This window comes from Lentzea sp. NPDC058450, from assembly GCF_042721395.1.
Lineage (GTDB): Bacteria > Actinomycetota > Actinomycetes > Mycobacteriales > Pseudonocardiaceae > Lentzea.
Window position 1 is genome coordinate 28,735 of record NZ_JBHXLO010000040.1, and the last position, 21,763, is coordinate 50,497.

The 21,763-nt window shown below is 70.9% G+C and carries 16 protein-coding genes; 13 read left to right on the plus strand and 3 right to left on the minus strand.

Annotated elements, in window-relative coordinates; translation table 11 throughout:
• Positions 1-142 precede the first annotated feature (142 nt).
• From ACFWNN_RS39995 to ACFWNN_RS40025, 7 genes are all read left to right on the plus strand, one after another.
• Complete coding sequence (locus tag ACFWNN_RS39995) at positions 143-952, plus strand: helix-turn-helix domain-containing protein (protein ID WP_382445179.1); 810 nt, start codon at positions 143-145, stop codon at positions 950-952.
• Positions 953-973: 21 nt separating this feature from the next.
• A complete protein-coding gene (locus ACFWNN_RS40000) occupies positions 974-1,909 on the plus strand; it encodes a TolB family protein (RefSeq protein WP_382445180.1) in 936 nt (311 codons plus the stop codon).
• Positions 1,910-2,182: 273 nt separating this feature from the next.
• Positions 2,183-2,668 (plus strand): hypothetical protein, encoded by a 486-nt coding sequence (locus tag ACFWNN_RS40005; RefSeq protein ID WP_382445181.1) that lies wholly within the window; start codon positions 2,183-2,185, stop codon positions 2,666-2,668.
• Between the two features lie 38 nt (positions 2,669-2,706).
• Positions 2,707-3,303 (plus strand): DUF2589 domain-containing protein, encoded by a 597-nt coding sequence (locus ACFWNN_RS40010; RefSeq protein WP_382445182.1) that lies wholly within the window; start codon positions 2,707-2,709, stop codon positions 3,301-3,303.
• Positions 3,300-3,614 carry a hypothetical protein gene (locus tag ACFWNN_RS40015; RefSeq protein WP_382445183.1) on the plus strand — a complete coding sequence of 105 codons (315 nt, stop codon included), beginning with the start codon at positions 3,300-3,302 and terminating at the stop codon, positions 3,612-3,614. Before ACFWNN_RS40010 ends, ACFWNN_RS40015 begins: the two co-directional genes overlap by 4 nt.
• Before the next feature lie 178 nt (positions 3,615-3,792).
• The gene (locus ACFWNN_RS40020; RefSeq protein ID WP_382445184.1) at positions 3,793-6,756 is read left to right on the plus strand and encodes an AAA family ATPase; all 2,964 of its coding nucleotides are present in this window, start codon (positions 3,793-3,795) and stop codon (positions 6,754-6,756) included.
• Between the two features lie 28 nt (positions 6,757-6,784).
• Complete coding sequence (locus ACFWNN_RS40025) at positions 6,785-7,024, plus strand: hypothetical protein (protein ID WP_382445185.1); 240 nt, start codon at positions 6,785-6,787, stop codon at positions 7,022-7,024.
• Between the two features lie 8 nt (positions 7,025-7,032).
• Here the strand turns inward: ACFWNN_RS40025 and ACFWNN_RS40030 are convergent, their stop codons facing one another.
• A complete protein-coding gene (locus ACFWNN_RS40030; protein WP_382445186.1) occupies positions 7,033-7,566 on the minus strand; it encodes a response regulator transcription factor in 534 nt (177 codons plus the stop codon).
• 135 nt (positions 7,567-7,701) lie between these two features.
• On the opposite strand from ACFWNN_RS40030, the gene ACFWNN_RS40035 reads away from it, so the two are divergent.
• The 6 genes from ACFWNN_RS40035 (at position 7,702) to ACFWNN_RS40060 (ending at position 18,534) form a co-directional block, all read left to right on the plus strand.
• Positions 7,702-10,188 (plus strand): caspase domain-containing protein, encoded by a 2,487-nt coding sequence (locus ACFWNN_RS40035; RefSeq protein ID WP_382445187.1) that lies wholly within the window; start codon positions 7,702-7,704, stop codon positions 10,186-10,188.
• A 10-nt stretch (positions 10,189-10,198) separates the two neighbouring features.
• A complete protein-coding gene (locus ACFWNN_RS40040) occupies positions 10,199-13,747 on the plus strand; it encodes a CHAT domain-containing protein (RefSeq protein ID WP_382445188.1) in 3,549 nt (1,182 codons plus the stop codon).
• 426 nt (positions 13,748-14,173) lie between these two features.
• Positions 14,174-14,668 carry a (2Fe-2S)-binding protein gene (locus ACFWNN_RS40045; RefSeq protein ID WP_382445189.1) on the plus strand — a complete coding sequence of 165 codons (495 nt, stop codon included), beginning with the start codon at positions 14,174-14,176 and terminating at the stop codon, positions 14,666-14,668.
• Positions 14,661-15,632 carry an FAD binding domain-containing protein gene (locus ACFWNN_RS40050; RefSeq protein ID WP_382445190.1) on the plus strand — a complete coding sequence of 324 codons (972 nt, stop codon included), beginning with the start codon at positions 14,661-14,663 and terminating at the stop codon, positions 15,630-15,632. The genes ACFWNN_RS40045 and ACFWNN_RS40050 overlap by 8 nt, the downstream gene beginning before the upstream one ends.
• Positions 15,629-17,875: a xanthine dehydrogenase family protein molybdopterin-binding subunit gene (locus ACFWNN_RS40055; RefSeq protein ID WP_382445191.1), complete on the plus strand. Its 2,247-nt coding sequence runs from the start codon at positions 15,629-15,631 to the stop codon at positions 17,873-17,875. Before ACFWNN_RS40050 ends, ACFWNN_RS40055 begins: the two co-directional genes overlap by 4 nt.
• Positions 17,876-17,922: 47 nt before the next feature.
• Entirely contained in the window at positions 17,923-18,534 is a 612-nt protein-coding gene (locus tag ACFWNN_RS40060) for a TetR/AcrR family transcriptional regulator (RefSeq protein ID WP_382445192.1), read from the plus strand.
• 37 nt (positions 18,535-18,571) lie between these two features.
• On the opposite strand, the gene ACFWNN_RS40065 is transcribed toward ACFWNN_RS40060, so the two are convergent.
• Both ACFWNN_RS40065 and ACFWNN_RS40070 read right to left on the minus strand, forming a co-directional pair.
• Entirely contained in the window at positions 18,572-20,785 is a 2,214-nt protein-coding gene (locus tag ACFWNN_RS40065) for a xanthine dehydrogenase family protein molybdopterin-binding subunit (protein ID WP_382445193.1), read from the minus strand.
• On the minus strand, positions 20,782-21,762 hold the full coding sequence (locus ACFWNN_RS40070; protein WP_382445194.1) for an FAD binding domain-containing protein: 981 nt from the start codon (positions 21,760-21,762) through the stop codon (positions 20,782-20,784). The genes ACFWNN_RS40065 and ACFWNN_RS40070 overlap by 4 nt, the downstream gene beginning before the upstream one ends.
• Between the last annotated feature and the right edge of the window lies 1 nt (position 21,763).

Below are 21,763 nucleotides of genomic sequence, written 5' to 3' on the forward strand. Positions count from 1 at the left end.
GATCAGCCGCTGTCCGCAAGCGTGTCCCGGTTGCTTCAAGTCATTTGGGACCGCTAGGTTCCTGACCTGCTGGGACAGGCCCGTCCCGGGACAGGTGCCGTCGGCTGAATCATGCCGCCGGCCCGGCATGAACGAGGTCTCGATGGCTGGTGGCCAGCAGAACGAGAACGACCCCGTGCGCAGCCTGGCCAACGCGCTCAGCACCCTGCAGCGGGACTCCGGACGCACCCTCCGGTCGCTGGAACCCGAGATCCACGTCAGCGACTCGTCGCTCTCGCGCTACCTGCGCGGGCACTCCTTCCCGCCGTGGGACGTCGTGCGCGCGCTGTGCACGGCCCTGGGCGCGGACCCCGCCGAGTACCGGGCGCTGTGGGAGGCCGCCGAGGCGACCCAGCCCCGCGCGGCGGCGGAACCCGTGCCGGAGGAGAAGCCGGTCACCGCGCCGTCCGGACCGGGCCGACGCTGGCGGTGGGCGCTGGCGGGCGGACTCGTCGGAGCGGTGCTGGGCAGCCTGGTCACCCTGGCGATCGTCGCGGCGACCACTACGCCACCCCGGTCGACCACAGACAGCTCGACCAGCCCTGTACCGGCAGCGGGGGACGGCCGAATCTTCGTCAGCAGGGCGACCGGCGCCTGCCTGGACGACAGCCTGGACGGCGGACTGAGATCCTTCCGCTGCAACGGCATGAGCTACCAGCGGTGGACGCAGCAGGTCGCCGAGGACGGCACCTTCCGGATCAGCAACCACGCCACAGGCGCGTGCCTGGATCTCGGCCCCACGGGGCTCAGGAGCTCCGCATGCGCCGAAGACCAGTCGCAACGGTGGAAGGTCGTGGTCTCGCAGAACGCCGCCGAAGTCCGCAGCGCCGTCGACGACACCTGCCTCCACGACACCAACGCCGGCCTGCAGCTGGCCCCGTGCGATCGATCCCGCAACCAGCAGTGGGGATGACGCCAGTGGAAGGCTGACGGCATGTCTTCACCAGAACAAGAGGGCGCCCCCTCGTGGCGTGAGCTCCTTCCCGGCCAGCGAGCCGACCTCCGGCTGCTCGACGTAGCCACGGGGGAGTCCGAGCTCGTTCTGAGCAGCACCGATCGGCTGATCGAAGCCCCGCAGTTCCATCCGGGCGGCCGGTATCTGGTGGTCAACGGAGACGGGCTGCTGCTGCGGATCGACCTGGTGGGGGACCGCACGCCAACGGTGATACCGACGGCCGGGCTCCCGCCGGTCAACAACGATCACGTCGTCACACCGGACGGCCTGTGGCACATCGCGTCCGCTGTGGACGGTCACCTCTACCGGTTGCCGTGGAACGGCGGCGAGGCCGTGCGCGTGACGGCAGACAAGGAACCGGAACGGTGCTTCCGTCACTTCCTGCACGGCATCTCGCCGGACGGCCGTCGCCTCACCTACGTCGGGGTGGAGATGGCGGACGGCGACGAATGGGGGCGTCGCGCCGTGTGGACTCTCGACCTTGGCACAGGAGCCGAGGCACAGGTCGGCGACGGCTACTCACCCGCCGACGGACCGGAGTTCTCGCCCGACGGGAAGACGTTGTACTTCAATTCCGAGTTCCGGTCGGCGATCGAGGGCCACGCCCAGCTGTTCCGGCGGGATGAGGCGTCCGGCACCGTGGAACAGCTGACCGACGACGAGCGGGTCAACTGGTTCCCGCACCCGTCGCCCGATGGCGCCCATATCGCGTACCTGAGCTATCCGGCCAGAACGGTTGGACACCCGGCCGACCTGCCGGTGGAGCTTCGGCTGATGACGTTGCCGAAGTCGGCTCCGCGCACCCTCGTCGCGCTGCACGGAGGCCAAGGCACGATCAACGTCAACAGCTGGTCGCCGGACTCGCGCCGCATCGCCTACGTCGAGTATCCGATCATCGTGGAGAAGGTCCCGTGATCATGGCGACTTGTGGCCTAGAGGCGTGCTGCGGCTAGTCCGCGCGCACAAGCGTTTCCAGCACGGCCTCGACGACGAGTCGATCATCGCCGGTTGATCGCGCCGCCCACGTCTCCCTGACTTGCGCGACGTGGGCGGACGCGGCTGGGGAGGCCTGCTTCGTGACTGCTGATGTGTACTCGGGGAGCTGGAAAGTCCTGTACGAATTCTTGCGTATTGTTGTGATCTTCCTCCGGAAATACGGTTGTGCGTATTCGCGGTAGGGGGTCGGCAATGGCGTTGACGTTGGCTGTGGTGCTCGGAATCGCTGGTTCGGTTCTTGTCTTCGCAGGGCTGATCGGTGGTGGGTTCCGGTTCTCCGGAATCTCCGTGCCGGTCGTCGGGTGGTTCGTCCGGCTGCCGTGCGTTCTCATCGGCGCTGTTTTCATCCTGTTCGCCTTGAGCGTTGAGTTCTCCTCGGGTCCAGGCCCGGTCCCGACGCCTGAACCGGCCGCGCCGCCCGCGCCGCCCGCAACCGTCGCACTGGGACAGGTCATGGCGGACGTGGACGTCCACCAGCAGCCGACTCTCGGGTCGCCCGTGGTGATGACGCTGAGGGCGGGCGAGGTGATCGAGATCCACTGCACCGCTCAGGGCGAAGCAGTCGAGCGGCTGGCGGACGGCGTGATCAGCAGCCTGTGGAACGGCGTCGAGGGCGGATTCGTCCCGGACGTCCTCATCAACACCGGAACCGACCAGGCCACCGCGGGAAGTTGCTGAGTCCGGGGTGACGCCCCGGTTGTCCTCGAGGAGTCGAGATGCCCGATCCCGGAACCGAACTGTCGTCCCTGAACTTCGAGAGCCTCATCGGTGGCCCGCTCGTCGCCGCGGTCCACGCGCAGGTGCAGAGCGCCCTGGCGACGGTGAACTTCGTCAAGCAGGTGGGCTTCAAGCCACCGGCGGGCGGTTCGGTGGAACCCGGCGACACCTCGACGGGTGATCCGGCGACCGTCACGTTCACCTACCGGAAGGACGTGCCGAAGCCGGACGGGACCACTGAGTCCAGGGACGTTCAGCTGACTGTTCCGCTGCTCGCGATCCTGCCGGTGCCGTTCCTGCGGATCGACCAGGTCGACGTCGACTTCCTCGCGAAGATCGAGTCCGTGCAGTTCCGCCAGGTCGACCAACAGGTCGAGGTGGGTGCCGATCTCGACGCCCAGGCCGCGTGGGGCTGGGGTTCCGCGCGGCTGCGGGCGAGCTTCGCGTTCCAGCGCGACACGAAGGAGGGCTCGAAGGACACCCGCACCTACTCGATGGGGGTCAAGGCGAGAGCCGTTCAGGACGAGATGCCCGGCGGGATGTCGAAGGTGCTGACCATCCTCGAGAGTCTGATCAAGGAAGAGGTCGCGTCGTGACGTGGCTCGCGGATCTCGTCGGCGCGATCGGGGCCGGTCTCGTGGAGGGGCGGGTGGTGGCCGACCGCGCCTCCTGCGAGGTCGCCGGTCTCTACCGCGACGAGGTCCTGCTGAACGGGGCTCGGGTGCCGAGGATGGTGCTGTCCGAGGTGACGGTGGAGGTGCGTTGTGCCACCGCCGGCGTGGACGGGAGGCGAGTCGATCTGCTCGTCACCGCCGAGGAGCTCGCGAGGACGAGGCCGGAGAACATCGGCACGCTGGTGCTGAAGTACGCGGAAGAAGATCTGGAACCGCCAGCGCGGACTGAATAGTTTCGTTATTCATGAGTGTGGCGAGTTGGCCTGCCTCGCTGATTGTTTCAAATGACGTGGAATCTCTTCGGACGATCGGGTGAATGGTGGCGAAATGGCTAACGGTGTGCGGAGTCGCACGATTCACGGTCATGGCCCGTCGATCACTGTGAAAAGGCTGCGTTCAAGGGGAGGCTGTGTGCACGCACACGGAACGCGTGTCCCCGAGCCGGCTTTCGTCGCCCGGGGCGGTGAACTCGCCCGGCTCGACGTCCTGCTCGACCGTGCCGCCGACAGGAAGCCCGCGGTGGTGGTGTTGCGTGGAGAGGCTGGTGTCGGCAAGACCAGGCTCCTCGCGGAGCTCGCGGATCGGGCCCGTCGCCGCGGTGCGGTCGTGCTGTGGGGAGCGGGAATCCCGCTGGGCTCCGGCGAACTGCCCTTCGCGCCGTTGATCGAGGCCCTGCGCCGGCTGGTGCGGGAGGCAGGTGAGGAGGCCGTGCGCGAATACGCGGGTGACGACACCTACCGCCAGATCGCCGGTCTCGTCTCGGACTGCTCCACGGACACGTCCGCCGCGCAGCCCGGCTCGCGGCTGCGGGTGTTCGGGGCGGTCCAAGCGCTCGTCGACCGGCTGGGTGGCGTGGACCCGGTGCTGATGGTGGTCGACGACGTGCAATGGGCCGACACCTCCACCCTCGACCTGGTGACCTACCTGGCCCGCACGCTGACCGACGAGCGGTTGCTGCTGGTGTGCGGCTGCCGCACCTCGAGCCTGCCGGCCCGGCACCCCGTGCGGACGTGGGCGGCGGAGCTCGAACGGGAACGCCGGGTCGAACGGATGGAGCTGGCCCGGTTCACCGTCACGGAGCTGCGGCGCTTCCTCGAGGCGTCCTTCGGTGTGATGCCGTACCCCGACCTCGTCGACCGTGCCTTCGAGCTGTCGGACGGCAACGCGTTCTTCGCCGAGGAGCTCATGGTGGCCGGGGTGCTCGAGTCGTTCCCCGTGCGAGTTCCGGAGTCGCTGCGGGACCTCCTGCTGAGCCGGTTCGGGGCGCTCGGGCGCGACGCGTGCGACGTGCTGCGCGTCGCGGCGACCGCCGGGCGCACGGTCAGCCACGACCTGCTGGCGGTGGTCTCCGAACTGACCGGGCGACGGCTTCTCGACGCGGTCCGCGAGTGCGTCGAACAGCAGATGCTCGTGGTGGACGGCGATGGTGGCACGTACGCGTTTCGCCACGCGTTGCTCCGCGAGGCCGTGCACCAGGAACTGCTGCCCTCCGAACGGAGATCGTTGCACCAGGCGTTCGCCCGGACGCTCACCGCAGACCCGAGCCTCGGCTACGCGGAGACGTTCAGCGTCGCAGCCGAGCTGTCCTACCACTGGTACGAGGCGGGAGAACTCGACGAGGCCTTCGCCGCCGCGGTGCGGGCCGGTGACACCGCGGTGGCGGTGCGAGCCTTTCCCGAGGCCGAACGCCAGTACCTGCGGGCGCTGGAGGTCTGGCCGAAACTGGGCGCCGCGCGGCCGCCGACGTCCGATGACCGGCTGCTCGTCGCGGCGGCCGACGCCTCTCGGTGGTCCGGGCATCCCGGTCGTGCGGTCGGCCTCGTGCGGGCCGCACTCGCGAAGGCAGCGCTGGAGGATCGCGACCACCTCGGTGAACTGCACGAACGCCTCGGCAGCTATCTCTGGGAGAGCGGGGAGATCGTCGAGTCCCAGCAGGCGTACGCGGAGGCGGAGCTCCTGCTGGCAGGTCGGCCCCGCACCGCGGTGACGGCACGAGTGCTCGCCGCTCGTGCGACGGCCGAGCTGCGGGCCGGGAGGTTCTCGGCGGGGCTGGTGCTGAGCCGCGACGCGGCGGGCATCGCCAGCGAGGTCTCCGCACGAGCGGAGGAGGGACGTGCCCTCAACACCTCGGGCGTCGCGCTCGCGATGCTCGGCCGGTCCGCCGAGGGGGTCGACGCGCTGCGGCTGGCTGTCCGGATCGCCGACGAGACCTCGCACCACGAGGATCTCTACCGGGCGTACGGCAACCTGACCTTCGCCCTGGATCTCGCCGGTCGGCTCGAAGAAGCGTTGTCCGTTGCGATGACCGGCCTGCGGCGTGCCCGGGAGTCCGGCTTCGAGCGCACCAGGGCGGCCGGTGTGCTGGCGAACAACGCGAGCGCCACGCTGGTGCGAATGGGCCGGTGGGACGACGCGAGCGAGTTCATCTCGGACGTGCTGGTGGACCGGCCGGCGTCGGAGAGCCGCTATCCGCGGCTGACGCTCGCCGAGATCGAGACGGCACGGGGCCGGTTCGACGAGGCGGCCGAGCTGCTGGCCTCGGTCCACCAGGTGGGTGGTGAGGACGCCGAACTCACCGGTCACCTCTGCGCCTGCGAGGCGGAGCTCGCGATCTGGCGGCGGGACTTCGGCACGGCGGACAGGGCGCTGGCCGACGGTCTGGTCGTGCTGGCGCAGGCGGAGAACGGCGCGCTCGCGCTGTGGCTGCACGCATTGGTCCTGCGGTCCGCCGCAGACCAGCGCCTGCGCTCGCCCGAACCGGACGGGCACGACCGGCTTCAGTCCGATGTGGACAGAGCGGTCGCGGCCGTCGCCGAGCTCGTCGAACCGGGAGGCCGGACGGCACTGCCGGACGTGGTGCCGCTGGGCCTGCTCTGCGCGGCGGAGCGGTCGAGGTTCGACGGTGAGGCCGATCCGTCGGCATGGGCGGAGGTCGCACAGAGCTGGGACGCTCTCGGCAGGCCGTACCGGGTGGCGTACGCACGCATGCGTGAGGCGGAAGCCGCGGCCTTCAGCCGCGATCCGGATCGTGCCGCCCGTGCGGCAAGAGCCGCGCGCGAGGTGGCGACTGAGCTGAAAGCGGAGCCGCTGCGTCGTGAGATCGAGGCATTGGCACAGCGCGCCAGGCTCGACCTGGAGACGCGCGAGCCCAGGCCGAGCACGACCGGGCGTGCAAATCCGTTCCACCTGACCAGGCGCGAACTCGAGGTGCTCGAGCTGGTTTGTCGTGGACGGTCCAACCGGGAGATCGGCCAGGAACTGTTCATCGCGGAGAGCACCGCGAGCGTCCACGTCTCCAACATCCTCACCAAGCTCGGCGCCGCCAGCCGCCTGATGGCGGCCACGAAGGCGCACGAGCTCGGCTTGTTCGACTGACGAAACCGTCAACCTGAAGGAGAGGGTCATGACACTGCGAAACCAATGGCTGCACGTCGGTGGGCACTCGTACGTCCTCGACCTGCACGACACCGACCTGGCGACGGTCGTCGCCCACCTCAAGAACGCGGTGCAGAACAACGCACTCGTCGAGATCTCCGTGCTGGACGAGCGGGACCGGGTCGTGACGCTCTACCTCAACGGCGGGCTCGTCGACAGCTTCGTCGTCGACGAGAACAAGGGCCCGCGCCCTCACGAGATCTCCTAGCCGCCGGATCAGCCGTGAGTGGCGATCAGACCGAGGCGCTGGGCCAGCAGCACCGTGCCCGTCCGGGTCGACGTGCCGAACTTGCGGTAGACGTGCTCCTGGTGCTTGGTCACCGTCCGCGGCGACATGCCGAGCGCATTCGCGATCGCCGCGGCTGTGAGATCCGTGCACAGCATCGCCAGCACTTCCCGTTCCCGCTGGGTCAGTTCGATCTGCTGGTGACCACCGTGCCTGGCCCTGCCCACCGCGGCGTGCGGCTCGGCGGGACCACGCGTCAGCGAGTCCAGCGCCTCCAGTTGGCCGGGCGCGAGGCGGGCGCTCCCCGCCTCGATCAACGCGACGAGCCGGGCGGCGGGCGAGCCCGGAGTCGAGCCCCAGTGCCAGAACCCGTCGTGGAACACGAGCTCACCCAGTGCGAGACCGGCGAGGACGAGCTCCCGCACCATGTCCTGGTCCCCGCCGGCGGCGGAGATCAGCAACCGTGAGGTGGCCCGTCCGATCGGGCCGTCGAGCGGCGCGAATGCCGAACCGTCGGTGTCCATGCGGGGCCTCCGGATTCCGTCCTGTGCTGATGCCGTCAGCGTGCTCGTGAGCCGGCCACGGCTCATGAGGCGAAGTACGTAGATCGCCCCTCAGATCTGCCGTCTGAGGCCTTAGTTCGTCGCGAGGAGGCATTCGTGGAGCGCAGGGCACTAGTGATCGGGTCGGCCACGTACGGGCTCACCGGGGTCCACAACGACGTCACCGCGGTCAGCGCGGCATTCGAACAGCGAGGCTTCACCGTGGACCGGCGGGAGGGGGAGGATGCCACCAGGGCAGGCATCCTGGACGGCTACGAGAAACTGATCGCCGAGTCCGGCTCCGGTGACGTCGCGGCTGTCTTCTACAGCGGCCACGGCTCGTCGGAACCCCCTGACGAACCGAGGCGTGGCCCGCAGGCGAACATCCAGTGCATCGTGTCGTACGACTTCGTGCACTCGGCCCCGGACGACTTCCGCGGGATCACAAGCCTGGAGCTGAGCGTGCTGCTCGCGCGGCTCACCCGGCGGACCCGGAACTGCCTGGCGCTGCTGGACTGCTGCCACTCCGCGCACATGTCACGCGACCCCGCCCACCGGCCACGCGCGATCCCGTCCTCGCCCTACCTCAGACTCGCCGCGCACAACGAGCGCAGGCGGAAGGAGGGCATGGAGGTCGGCCTGCCCGACGTCATCGGCAACAGGTACGCGGTGCGCCTAGTGGCCTGTGCGCCCGAACAGTCCGCCTACGAGTACACGAACGCCCAGGGCACGCCGATGGGGATGTTCACCGAGTCCTTCTGCCTCGCCTTGAACGAAGCCGGCGACCAGCGGGTCACCTGGGCGTCGTTGCTGAGGCGGGTGCGCAGGAGGGTCGAGTTGCTCGCGCCGACCCAGACCCCGGCGGTGGAGGGCCCGTCGAGCAGGCTTCTGTTCGACGAGGAGGAAGCCGACCAGACCGGAGTGCTCGCCGTGGTTCCCCTGGTTCCCGATCGGATCGAGCTGCCGGGGGCCCGCCTGTCCGGCGTGGTCGTGGGCGATGAGTTCACCGTCGAGCCAGATGACGACGCAGGTGTCGTGATCGCCGACGCCACCGTCGACCGCTTGCGCGCGCTGCGGGCCGAGGCCCTGGTCAAGTTCCGGAGCCCGGGCACCACGATTCCCGTCGGTGCGGTGGCGCGTCCGTCCAGGGTCGCGGCGCTGCGGTGGCCGGTCCGCGTCAACGGCGACGACGAGGTCGCCGACAGGGTGCGCGCGGCCCTGACCGCGGACGCCGTGCTGCGACCGGCTGGAGACGAACAGGACTCCGACACCCCGGAGCTCGCCGTGGTCGACGTGACCGACGAGTTGTCCGTGCGCGACAGCGCCGGGCCGCTGTTCGCACCGGTCGGCGGCACCGACGACGTGGCGGTCAAGCACCTGGTCAACGGTCTGGCCCGGCTGGCCAGGGTCGCCACGCTGCGGGGACTGCGGCCGGTCGGCGCTGAGGCGCTGGACGAGCCGTTCTCGGTGGAGTGGGGCCTGGTGGTGGACGGGGGGAAGCAGCCGCTGAGGCCGTCCGGAGAGGTGCTCCACCCCGGAGATCAGATCTACTTCACCCTGCGCAACGACAGCGCGCGCAAGCTCTACTTCGCCGTGCTGGACCTCGGTGTCGACGCCTCGGTCACGCTGGTGCTCTCCGCCGACCACGCCGGGCTCCGGCTCGACCCCGGCGAGGAGTACGTGATCGGGGAGCGCGACGACGGCACGCTGGAGGGTGTGGAGATCACCATGCCACCGATTCCCGCGGGCGTTCCCCGGCCGGAGACGGTGCTCGTGATCGTGTCCGGCACGAGTGAGGACCTGAGCGTCTTGGGCCAGGAGGGTGTCCGGGAACCACGATTCGCGGAGAAGGCACGCCGCACACTCGCCGAGGGCACCACCCTGCAGCGGGTGCTCGCTCAGGCGGTCGTCGGCGGATCGCGCAACATCAGGCCGGCCAGGGCGCGCGACATCAGCAAGTTCGCCGCGTCGCGCCTCGACTTCCTGCTGAGCCCGGTGGAGCGGCCACCGGGGGAGGAGGTCCGGTTCCACGTCGATGAACGCCCTGACCGCTCCGTCACCCTGCTGCGGCCGCGTGCGGACGAGGCGGTCGAGGTGGAGATCCGGCTGCGTGACCTGGTCCTGGGGGACGTGGGCCGCGGACAGCGGGTGGACGTGCTGGTGGTCGCGGGCGGTGCCGGCGGTGTGCCGGTCTGGCGCGCGAACACGATCCGGATCGGCGGCACCACCTCCGTGCCCGACGTGGTGCTCGATCGGGGCACGGTGGTGGGACAACTCGACCTGGCGGTGTGGCTCTCCGATGACGACGGCGCGCTCGACGACCTCGTCGCGTTGCTGGACCCTCACGGTGACGAGAAGGAGTTGCGGAGGACCGCTGTCCGCCTGGCAGGGCAGGCGTCCGCGCAGCCGTGGACGGCGGCTCCCGTCGCGTCGGCTTTCGTGTCGGCCTCGCTCGTGAAAGCCGCACACGCGCTGCTCTCCGGGCTCGGCACCCGCAGCCCGCTCCTCCGCACGACTCTTCTGGCGCACCAGGACTTCGGCGCCGGTCGTCATCCGCATCGCACGGACACCGTCTCGTTCGCCTACGACGTCGTGGTCGGCTGAGGAGGAAGTCATGGGCGGTACGGCGGTGGAAACGGTGCCCGGCGGTGTGATCGACCGGTTGCTGATGGGAGGCGGGAAGCCGGAACTCGCCGCGGTCCGGGCGCAAGGAGCCGTGTCCGCCTACGCGAGGGCGTTCGCCGAGGCCGGTCGGCTCGACGCCGCAGACGTCTCGGTGGCGTCGTGGCGGCGGTACACGTGGCACGGGAGCTGGCTCACGCTTCCCGACGGCACGGCGCGCCCGATGACCGACATCGGCGAGCGGCTGCGGGAGCTGCCCAGGCGACCTGTCGCGCCGCGCTCGGCGGAGGACCTCGTCGTCGGCGAACTGCTCAGCGAGCTCCGGGACGTCCGGTTCGCGCTGAGACCGCTGCCGAGTGGCCTCGCGTCGGCTGGAGACGTGGTGCCGGAGTACCGCGCCGGGATCGCCGCGATCGCCGCGGTCCGGTCGTCGCTGGCCGATCGTCTCGACCTGGTGGGACACCTGGACCTGCTGGCCGCGGACCTGACCGTGCGGGCGGGACAACCCGGTGCGGGGGAGTGGTGGGAGGCCGCGAGGGCGAGGCTGGCGGAGGCGGGCGACACCAGAGGACAGGCGGCCGCGATGCTGGTTGCGGGCGACTGGTACGCAGCCCCGCTGTCTTCACCGCTCGTGTGGAACTGCCTTGTCGCCGTGACACCGGTGAACATGGGCTGGGAGTTCGCCCACGACGTCGAGGCGCAGGAGTTCGCCGGTGCTGCCGTCCAGCCGGTCCGGGCGGAGGCCATGTACGCGGCCGCCTCCGCTCTGTACGAGGAGGCAGGGGACCAGGTCGGTCTGGCGGCGACAGCCCTGCGCCGGGCGTTCCTCGCTGTCGTGGACGGTCGGCCGCAGAACGCGATCACGTTGTGCGCGTGGGCAAGAGAGGTGTTCGAGACCGCGGACCGCCCACTGGACACGGCGATCGCCGCGACGCACGGCGCGTTGGCCGCGATCGCCGATGACCGATTTCCCGAAGACGTCACCGTCGCGGATCTCGTCGTGCGACTCGGACGTGATCGGATCGGGCACGCTCCCGTGCTCGGCCTGGGAGTGATGTGCGCGCGTGTCGCTCGGGCCTGGGTTCGCGATCACCAGGCTGAACGAGCGACCGCGGCCCTCGCTCTCGCCGAGCGGATCTTCAGAGGGCTCGGGGAGTCTCATCTGCGCGCACAGGCACTGGCCGAGGCGGCGAGCGTCGCGGCGGCGGTCGGAGACGTGGTGGCCACCCGCATCGCCGCGCTGGAAGCGTTGGCCGCGGACCCCGGGCCGCTGGCAGAGCCGGCGGACCCGTTGGACGCACGGCGGGTGTGGCGTGCCGTGCTCGCGGGCTGGCTGCGCAACGTGTTCGGGGCCCAGCGAGACCTGGACGGCATGACGATGGCGACAGACCTGCTGACGGAGGTGCTCGAGCCGCTGCGACCCCTGCTGCCGCGGTTCGACGTTCGCCGGCGGCTCGTCGCCGAGCACCTGCTGGAGGTGCTGGACGACACCGCCGGTGGCGTCGAAGTGGTGTTGTACCGGGCAAGACGAGCCCAGGACGACGGTCAGGACTCACTGGCAGCGGAGCTGATCTCGCAGGCACGTGCCATCGTTCCGACGACACCGCCGCATCTTCACGACTACTACGACGCCGTGATCTCTCTGTACGCGGACGAGTGCGACCGTGCCTCGGAAGCGTTCGAACGTCACGTCGCCGCGGCTCTGTCCAGAGTGGATGACTCGCCCACTGGTCGCAGGCAGCGGCGAATGCTGCGCGCGGAGGCGATGGCGTTCCAGGTGAACGCACGAGGCCACGGTCGTGCGCGGGCGCATTTCACGGCGCTGGCCGACGCGGCCACGCCTTGGTGGTCGGGTCTCGGCCCCGGCTGGCAGCACCTCGATCTGCTCGCCCGCCTGCACGAACTGGAGGGCGACCTCCCCGCTGCCGCGGCGCTTGCCGGCGAGGCGCTCGCGGAGATCGAGTCGACGCGCGCCGGCCTGCGTCACGACGATCGCAAGCGCGCTTACCTCGGGACCGACGAGGTGCAGAACACCTACGTCGACGCGACGAGGATTTCGTTGGCGTTGGTCGAGAAGGCCCGCGCCGATGGCGACGCGGGCGGGGTGTCCCGGTGGAGCGCGGTCGCGTTCGCCACCGCGGAACGAGCCAGGGCCCGTGCCCTGCTCGATCTCGTGGTGGCGGACCGCGAAGTGGAGAGAGCCGGACTGTCCCGCGATCTCGTGGCCCGGTGGCGGTTCGCGACGGCCGAGGTCGCACTCGCCCAGCAGCGCCTAGCCGCGGCCGAGCAGCGGGAGACCCCGGTCGATGACCAACGCGCACGGCTCTTCGCTGCCATCGCCGCCCTCCGTGCCGTGGAGGTCGAACTCTCCGAGGCGAACCCGCGGTTCGCGGCCTTCATCAACCCGCAGGCGGAGGTGGGTGAACTCGCCGAGGTCGCGGCCCGGTTGCCGGACGGCGCGGTCCTGGTCCAGTACGTCGTGGGGCGAGCCGACCTGCTCGCGTGGGCGATCACCCGCGACGGGATGGTCGCCGAGTGCGCGGTGCCGGGCCGCCACGGCCTCGCCCGCCTGGTCGACCTGGTCGTCGACGAGTGCGCGCGGGGCGGCGACGGGTACACCGAACCGGCCGAAGAGCTGTCGGCCCTGCTGCTGGAACCACTGCGGCCGGCGATCGACGGATGCGCTTCGCTGCTCTTCGTGCCCGCGGGACCGATGCTGCGCCTTCCGTTCGGCGTGCTGCCGTGGAACGGCGCGCCACTCGTCGACAGCGCGCCGGTGGTCGTCGTCCCGAGTGCGAGCGTGCTGCGCGGCGAGCGACGTGAGCGGAACAACTCCTCCGCTCCGCTCGTCGTCGGAGATCCGCGAGAAATGGCTCACGGCAGCAGACCTGCCCTTCCGCTGCCAGGCTCGAGAGAGGAAGCGATCGCGGTGGCGCGACGGCTTCCTGGCTCGATCCTGCTGCTGGGGGAGACGGCGACCGAGGACAACGTGCGCGGAGCCTTGCCGAACGCGCCTCTCGTACACCTGGCCACACACGGCGTCCTCGACGCGGAAGCGCCACTGGCATCGGCGATCCTGTTGGCGTTCGGACAGAACCTGACCGTGGCGGACCTGATGGGAGCGGAGCTCGAAGCGGACCTGGTGGTGCTGAGCGCCTGCCACACCGGCACTGGTGAGATCGTGCGCAACGACGAGTTGCTCGGGTTCGGACGCGCGCTGCTGGCCGCCGGTGCCCGCTCCGTCATCGTCACGCTGTGGGCAGTGAGCGACCGCTCCGCGGCTCTGCTCATGACCGAGTTCTACCGGTTGCGGTCGGAGGGCCTGCCGGACCGCGAGGCGCTGCAGCGAGCAAGCCGGCACGTCCGGACGCTCAGCCGTGACGAGATCCTTGCCGCCGCAGCGGAACCGGACGGGCCTGACGCCGTTGCGGTGGGGGAGGAGGCGGGCGGAGCGCGCAATGTCAGTCCTTGGCCGGTGGACCGCGTTCCGCACGCCCACCCTCGCCATTGGGCGCCGTTCGTCCTCATCTCGGCGGAATGACAGGCTGGGCGTCAGAACCACCCGCTTGTCGTCGGAAGGCAGCGCCAGCCTGCCGGGCATGCCCGGCAGGCGCGCCGCGAAGCCGAGGGCTCGCTGATGGCGTTCGTCGAGGAGCTGCACGGCCGGCAGCTGACGCGCGTGCCCCTGGACCGCCGCGTCTAGGTCGACGACCCGGGCTACTCCGACGGGACCGTCTCGGAGGGGTCCTCCACGAGTGCCGGCATGCCGCTTGACCTGTGCGGACGTAATTTTCGCGCGCACAGGGTCTCGTGACGCGTGCTCGAACACCTGAGTGCGGTGAGCAGGACCCGGTCTCGGTGTTCGGCCCGGCCGGATCGCAGATCCAGTCAGTCGATAAAACGGTACGGTAGAGTATACTTTGCGGTGGCCGAACGCCGCGGACGAGCCTCTAGCCGAAGGATCACGATGACCGACATCGAAGGTCGTGCCCTGGTGCGGACCCGTCTGCAGGTCGACGGCGAGGCGGCTGACCTGCTCTGCGACGCCCGCGTGACCCTTCTGGACGGTCTGCGCGACCACCTCGGCAACACCGGCCCCAAGAAGGGCTGCGACCACGGCCAGTGCGGCGCCTGCACCGTGCACGTCGGCGGCCGGCCCGTGCTGGCCTGCCTGACGTTGCTCGCCTCCGCTGCGGACCAGGAGGTCAGCACCGTGCGTTCCCTCGCGGCGAACGGAGAGCTCTCCGAGTTGCAGGAGGCGTTTCGGACGCACGACGCGTTCCAGTGCGGCTACTGCACACCCGGTCAGCTCATGTCCGCGGCCGCCGCGGTCGGGCGGGCCGATCTCGAGTCCGACGAGGACATCCGGGAGTTCATGTCCGGCAACCTCTGCCGGTGCGCCGCCTATCCGAACATCGTCACCGCGATCCGCGAGGTCAGGAAGGGACGGACCGGTGCGTGAGTTCACCTACGCGGCGGCCTCGACGGTCGAGGAGGCGCTCGGCGCGCCCGGCGGCACGGCGTTCCTGGCCGGCGGCACCACGCTCGTGGACCTGATGAAGCTCGACGTCCTGCGACCCACGAGCGTCCTGGACATCAACCGCCTGCCATTGCGCGAGATCACCTGGGGCGACACCGGGGTCACCGTCGGCGCGCTGGCGAGGATGAGCGAGCTCGCCGACCACCCGTTGGTACGCCGGGAGTTCCCGTTCGTCGTGGAGGCGTTGCTCGCCAGCGCCTCGCAGCAGATCCGGAACATGGCGAGCATCGGTGGCAACCTCTTGCAGCGCACCAGGTGCGGCTACTTCCGCGACGTGGCGTCGGCGTGCAACCGCCGTTCGCCGGGCAGCGGGTGCGCGGCGATCAACGGTTCCAACCGGATGCACGCGGTTCTCGGCACCAGCGACGACTGCGTCGCGACCCACCCGAGTGACCTGGCCGTCGCGCTGGTGGCCAGTGACGCGACCGTGCACCTGGCGGGTGAGGAGGGCTCGCGCGCCGTCCCGATCCAGGACTTCTACCGCCTGCCCCGAAGCACTCCGCACGTGGAGAACGCGCTCCGGCCCGGCGACCTGATCACGAGCGTCCACCTGCCCTGGCCGCCGGGCGGCGCGCGATCGGCCTACGTGAAGATCCGCGACCGGGCGTCCTACGAGTTCGCCCTCGCCTCGGCCGCGGTCCGTCTCGTGGTCGTGGACGGAACCATCGCCGACGCGCGGATCGCCGTCGGTGGCGTCGCCACCGTTCCGTGGCGGCTGCGCACCGTCGAAGACGCACTCGTCGGCCTGCCCGTCGACGGCGACTTCGGACCGGCCGTGTCGTCGGCCGGCCACGGTGCGCGCCCCCTCGGCCACAACGCCTACAAGGTCGTGCTGCTGGAACGAACTCTGCTGCGAGCGATCGACAAGGTGGTGGGGAGCCGATGAGCACGGCGTCCGCGAACGTGCTCGGCGATCCGGTCGACCGGGTCGACGGGGCGGCCAAGGTCAGCGGGGAGGCCCGGTACTCGCTCGACCACGCGCTGCCCGGCATGGCCTGGGGCCTGCTGGTCACCAGCGAGATCGCCGCCGGCCGCGTGCTCGACGTCGACGTGGAGCGGGCCAGAACCGCGCCCGGAGTGCTGGCGGTGCACACGCCGTTCGATCCGCTTCCGCTGAAGGCGTTGCCCTCTCCCAGCAATCCGGGCGGGGGCGTCTACGGCCCGCTGACGGACACCGCCGTGGAGCACTACGGCCAGGTGGTCGCGTTCGTCCTCGCCGAGACCTTCGAGCAGGCCCGCGCCGCCGCGAGCCTCGTCCGGCCCCGCTACGAGCGGCGGCCCGCGGCGGTCGACCTCGACGCATCGGGACGCGAGACGACCCCGGCCCAGGTCGACCACGGCAAGGACCCCGACACGGGGTTCGGCCCGGACGTCGAGGACGTGCTCGCGGCCAGCGATGTCGTGGTGTCGGGCACCTACCGCACGCCGGCGCAGAACCACGCGGCGATGGAACCGCACAACGCGCTCGCGTGGTGGACCGACGACGGACGGCTGCACGTCCGCACCGGCCACCAGGCCGTTCCGTTGCTGGTGATGGAGCTCGCGAACTCGTTCGACGTCGAGCCGTCGGCCATCGACGTCGTCTCCACCCACGTCGGTGGCGGGTTCGGCGGCAAGACCAGGGCCGGCGTGGACGTCCGGCTCGCCTGCGCCGCCGCGCGCGAGCTGCGCCGGCCGGTCAAGGTCGTGATGACCCGCAAGCAGGTCTTCACCGCCACGGTGGTCCGCGGGATGACCGAGCAGGAAATCACGCTCGGGGCGCGGCACGACGGCAGGCTCACCGCCGTGCGGCACGCGTCGCGGTCGGCGGAGTCGGCGTTGATCTCCGACCTGCTCATCGCCCCCGGACACGCGAGTTCGCTGATGCTCTACCGGACCGACGCGCTCGCGATCAGCCAGCGCGCCGTCAGGCTGAACGTGCCGCGGACCGGCTTCATGCGCGGGCCCGCCGAGATGCCCGGCCTGTTCGCGATCGAGACCGCCGTGGACGAGCTCGCCTGCCGGCTCGGGATCGACCCGATCGAGCTCCGCCGCCGCAACGACGCCGAGGTGTACCCGGGACTCGGGGTGCCGTGGAGCGGCAAACGCCTCGACGAGTGCCTCACCATCGGCGCCGAGAGGTTCGGCTGGTCCGCCAGGGCGAGCGAGCCCGGCACCCGGATGGACGGCGACGACCACGTCGGCCTCGGGATGGCCGTGACGGCGTTCCGCGCCGTCCAGGTCACGCCGGCCTCGGCCTCGGCGACGCTGCGCGACGACGGCACCGTCGAGGTGGCGACCTCCGCGGTCGACCTCGGGACCGGCATGGCCACCGTGATCGCGATCGCCGCGGCCGACGCCCTCGGCCTGCCGGTCGACCGGGTCGACGTGCGCTACGGCGACTCCGGCATGCCGCCGGGCGGCGCGGCGTTCGGTTCCACCGGTGCCGCCGCGGTCTCGCGCGCGGTGCAGGCCGGTGCCCGTGCGGCCATGGCGGAGCTGCTGACGCATCTCGTCGCCGACCCGGCCTCGCCACTGCACGGCCGGCCGGTGGACGACGTCACCACGTCCCGCGGCACCTTCACCGCCGGCGGCGGTCCCGCCATCGGCTTCGCCGAGGCCCTCAAGTACGCGGGCCTGGAGACGGTGATCGGCACCGGACGCACCGAGCCGATGCACGAGATCCGGGACGGGCACGCGCACTGGTCGTTCGGCGCCCACTTCTGCGAGGTGCGGGTCAACCGCTGGACCAGGGAACCGCGGGTGCGGCGCATGCTCGGCGTGATGGACATCGGCCGGGTGCTGAGCGCCAAGACCGCCAGGAGCCAGATCATGGGCGGCATGATCTGGGGCCTGTCGGCGGCCCTGTTCGAAGCCCTCGAGTTCGACGCCGACGGCGTGATGACCAACGCGAACCTGGGCGACTACCTCGTGCCGGTCAACGCCGACGTGCCCGAGGCCGACGTGGTGCTCCTCGACGAACCCGACCTCATCGCCAACGACCTCGGCGTCCGCGGGGCGGGGGAGATCGGCGCGTGCGGCATGAGCGCGGCGATCGGCAACGCCCTCTTCAACGCCGTCGGGATCCGGCTGCGCGAGCTGCCGATGACCGTGGACCGGCTGCTCGAAGCCGAGAGCCGCCGCGGATAGGTATACTGCGCCGTACCGTTTACACCGACCGAGCAACGGGAGTGCGGATGGCGAGGCGGGGAGAACCGCTGCGGGCGCACATCCTGTGGACGGCCAAGGACGTCTTCCTCGAACTGGGCTTCGAGCGCACGTCGATGGACGTCGTCGCGGTGCGGGCCGAGACGTCGAAGCGGACGCTCTACGCGCACTTCGAGAGCAAGGACAAGCTCTTCGTCGAGGTGTTCGCGCTCGTGTCCGAGCTGTACCTCGGCCGGATCAGGACGCCGGAGGCCTACAGCGACGACCCCGTGGAGGCGGTCGTCCTGTTCTGCGGCCGGTTCCTGCAGTTGCGCCTGTGGGAGCCGGCGCTGCGCACGTTCCGGATGGCCATCGCCGAGGCCGACCGCCTGCCGGAGGCCGGGGCCCGGTTCTGCGACGCCGTCGTGGACGCCACCCAGGACCGCCTGGCGGTCTACCTGGGGCAGCGCTACGACCTCGGCAGCGCCGCCGCGGTGGCCGCGGCCGCCGAGATCGTGGGCAGCGCGATCCACCCCCGCCTGCTCCGCGCGCTCCTCGGCGTCGAGAAGCCCTTCGCCGACCTGCCGGCCGAGACGACGATCGCCGCGGACGTCGACCTGGCGCCGATCCGCGCCACCGTCACCAGGCTGCTGCCGCCCTGATCCGCGGCGCCACGCGAACGCGGCGCCACGGATCTCCTCAGCCGAGCAACGACTCGCGCGTGATGGGCAGTTCCCGGACGCGGGTGCCGGTCGCGTTGAAGACCGCGTTGGCCACCGCCGGGGCGACGCCGCAGATGACGACCTCGCCCAGCCCCTTGACGCCCAGAGGATCCGCCTCGGTGTCGACGCCGTCGACGTAGATCGCCCTGATCTCCGGGATGTCGGCGTTGGTCGGCACCAGGTAGTCGGCGAAGTTCGCGTTGACGATCCGGCCGTCCCGCGGGTCGGTGTCGGTGTGCTCGAGCAGTGCCTGGCCGATGCCGCCGATCATGCCGCCGAGCGCCTGGCTGTCGGCGAGCTTCGGGTTGACGATCCGGCCCGCGTCGAAGACGCCGAGCATCCGCCGCACGCGCACGGTGCCGAGCCGGACGTCCACGCCGACCTCGGCGAAGATCGCCGCGTAGGCGTACGTCGAGAACGCGCTCTCCTCCGGCGGCTCGTAGGTGCCGATCACCTCGAGGTGCGTGCGGCTGTTGCGCCGCAGCAGTTGCTGGTACGTCTCGGCCCTCGTCGGGTCGTTGCGCACCTGCATCCGTCCACTTCGGACGAGGATGTCGCCGGGGTCGCGGCCGTGCAGCGGCGACCGGGGATCGTGGACGGCCAGGGTGATCGCCTGCCGCCGCAGCCGGTCGCCCGCCGTCTGCACGGCCGATCCGACGCTCGCCATGGTCCACGAGACGGCCTGGATCGGCGCCGTCGGCATCGTGGTGTCGCCGAGCAGGAATCGCACGGACGCCACGTCGACACCGAGGGCGTCCGCGGCGACCTGCGACATCGAGGTGTAGGTGCCCGGCCCGATCTCGCTGGTCGCCGACTGCACCACGACGGTGCCGTCGGCGTCGAGCCGGGCGTGGGCCGAGGCGAACACGCTCTCCGTCGGGTAGACGCCCGCGGCCATGCCCATCCCGACCAGCCAGTCGCCGTCCCTGGTGGAACGCGGGGCCGCCTTGCGCCGGTTCCAGCCGAACTCGCGGGCGCCGGTCGTGCAGCACTCGCGCAGCCGCCTGGTGGAGTACGGCTTCCCGGTCTCCGGGTCCGAGCGCGGGTCGTTGCGCAGACGCAGTTCGATCGGGTCGAGCCGCAGCTCGTGGGCGAGCTCGTCCATCGCCGTCTCGACGACGTGCGCGCCGGTGCCCCAGCCGGGACCGCGCATCCACGTGGGCGTGCTGATGTCGAGCGGCACCAGCTGGTACGAGGTGCGGACGTGGGGCGTGGCGTACATGACGCGCGCCGGCGTCACCACGTCCTCGTTGTGGAACTCGTAGCGCGAGGACTCGCCCCTGGCCTCGTGGATCATCGCGGACACCCGGCCGGTCCGGTCACTGCCCACGCGGGCGCGGAACTCGTAGGCAGGGCGGAACCCCGTGCCGAAGTACTGCTGCCGGCGGGTGAGCACGAGCTTCACCGGGCGGCCCACCTGGCGTGCGGCCAGAGCGGCGACGACGGAGTGGACCCAGGTCCGCCCGCCGTTGCCGAAGGCGCCGCCGACGAACGGCGAGATGCAGCGCACCGACTCCTCGGGGATGCCGAACACCGCCGCGAGCTCGTTGCGCGAGTCGGCCACCCACTGCGTCTTGTCCCACACGGTGAGCCGGTCGCCGTCCCAGCGCGCGATGATCGCGTGCGGTTCCATCGCGTTGTGGTGGTTGCGGGAGAGCCGGTAGGTCAGGTCGAGCTTGACGTCCGCCGACTGCCACGCCGCGTCGGCGTCGCCGCGCGAGTAGGCCTCCGGCTCCCGGCCGGGTGCCGGACCGAGCTCCAGGACCGGCTGCTCGGTGGCGTACCGGACCTCGACCAGGCGCGCCGCGTGCCGGGCGGCCTCCAGCGTGGTGGCCACGACGACCGCGACCGGCTGGCCGAAGAACCTCACCTGGTCGTCCTGCAGGGCGCGCAGCCGCTCGCCCTCCGGGTTGATCGAGCCGGGGAACGGGTTGTCGCGGTAGGGGAGCCTGGGCGCGGTGCGGTGGTCGATCACGGCCAGCACTCCCTTCGTGGCCGCGGCTGCACGAGTCTCGATGCTCGTGATGCGACCGCGGCCGACAGCGCCTTCGACCAGGACGGCGTGCACGACTCCGGTCAGGCCGTCGCCGGGACCGTGGTCGGCGGCGAACTTGGCCCTGCCGGTGACCTTCAACGGTCCGTCCACACGGGACTGCGGGGTGCCGACCGCGCGCTGGGGTTGCAGGGTCACCGGGTACCTCCCACGACGGCCAGCTGCCGTTCGACGGTGCGCTTGAGCAGCTCCACCTTGAAACCGTTGTGCGCCAGCGGGATCGCTCCGTCCGCCGCTCTGCCGGCCGCGGCGGCCCACAACGCGGTCGAGGGTCGTTGCCCGACGAGTGCCTCCTCCACGGCGGACAGGCGCCACGGGACTGTTCCGACACCGCCGGCGGCCACCTTCGCGGCGCGGATCACACCGCCCTGGACGTTCAACGCGACCGCGGCGGAGGTCAGGGCGAACTCGTAGGTCTGCCGGTCGCGGACCTTGAGGTAGCCGGACCTCAGCGGCTTCGGGTGGGCGGGGACCTCGACCGCGGTGATCAGCTCGCCGCGCCGGAGGTCCTGTTCGCGGTCCGGGGTGTCTCCCGGCTTCAGCAGGAAGTCGGTGAGGGCCACCTGGCGGGTGCCGTCCGGGCCTTCGAGGTGCACGACCGCGTCCAGCGCGGCGAAGGCGACGGCGACGTCCGACGCGTGGGTGGCGACGCACGCCGCCGAGGTGCCGAGGATCGCGTGCGACCGGTTGACGCCTTCGCGGGCGGCGCAGCCCGAACCGGGAGTGCGCTTGTTGCAGTTCGCACTCACGTCGCGGAAGTACGCGCACCTGGTGCGCTGCAGGACGTTGCCGCCGATGGTGGCCATGTTCCGCAGCTGTGCGGACGCGCTGAGCTCGAGCGCCTCCGAGATCACCGGGTACGTCGACCGCACGACCGGGTGGGCCGCCGCCTCGGACATCCGGACCAGGGCACCGATCCGCAGGCCGCCGCGCCCGGTCGTGGTGATCTGGCGCAGCGGCAACGCGCTGATGTCGACCAGGGTCTCCGGACGTTCGACGGTCTCCCGCATCAGGTCGACGAGGGTGGTGCCGCCCGCGATGTAGCGGCCGCCGCGCCTTCCGGCGGCCAGTGCCGCGTGCGCGGTCGAGACTCGGGTGTAGGAGAAGGGGAACACC

Excerpts from the sequence above, each read along its gene's own strand:
- ACFWNN_RS39995 (WP_382445179.1), top strand. The coding sequence starts at position 143 with ATGGCTGGTGGCCAGCAGAACGAGAACGACCCCGTGCGCAGCCTGGCC.
- ACFWNN_RS40040 (WP_382445188.1), top strand. The coding sequence starts at position 10,199 with ATGGGCGGTACGGCGGTGGAAACGGTGCCCGGCGGTGTGATCGACCGG.
- ACFWNN_RS40025 (WP_382445185.1), top strand. The coding sequence starts at position 6,785 with ATGACACTGCGAAACCAATGGCTGCACGTCGGTGGGCACTCGTACGTC.
- ACFWNN_RS40060 (WP_382445192.1), top strand. The coding sequence starts at position 17,923 with ATGGCGAGGCGGGGAGAACCGCTGCGGGCGCACATCCTGTGGACGGCC.
- ACFWNN_RS40055 (WP_382445191.1), top strand. The coding sequence starts at position 15,629 with ATGAGCACGGCGTCCGCGAACGTGCTCGGCGATCCGGTCGACCGGGTC.
- ACFWNN_RS40000 (WP_382445180.1), top strand. The coding sequence starts at position 974 with ATGTCTTCACCAGAACAAGAGGGCGCCCCCTCGTGGCGTGAGCTCCTT.
- ACFWNN_RS40010 (WP_382445182.1), top strand. The coding sequence starts at position 2,707 with ATGCCCGATCCCGGAACCGAACTGTCGTCCCTGAACTTCGAGAGCCTC.
- ACFWNN_RS40030 (WP_382445186.1), bottom strand. The coding sequence starts at position 7,566 with ATGGACACCGACGGTTCGGCATTCGCGCCGCTCGACGGCCCGATCGGA.
- ACFWNN_RS40005 (WP_382445181.1), top strand. The coding sequence starts at position 2,183 with ATGGCGTTGACGTTGGCTGTGGTGCTCGGAATCGCTGGTTCGGTTCTT.
- ACFWNN_RS40045 (WP_382445189.1), top strand. The coding sequence starts at position 14,174 with ATGACCGACATCGAAGGTCGTGCCCTGGTGCGGACCCGTCTGCAGGTC.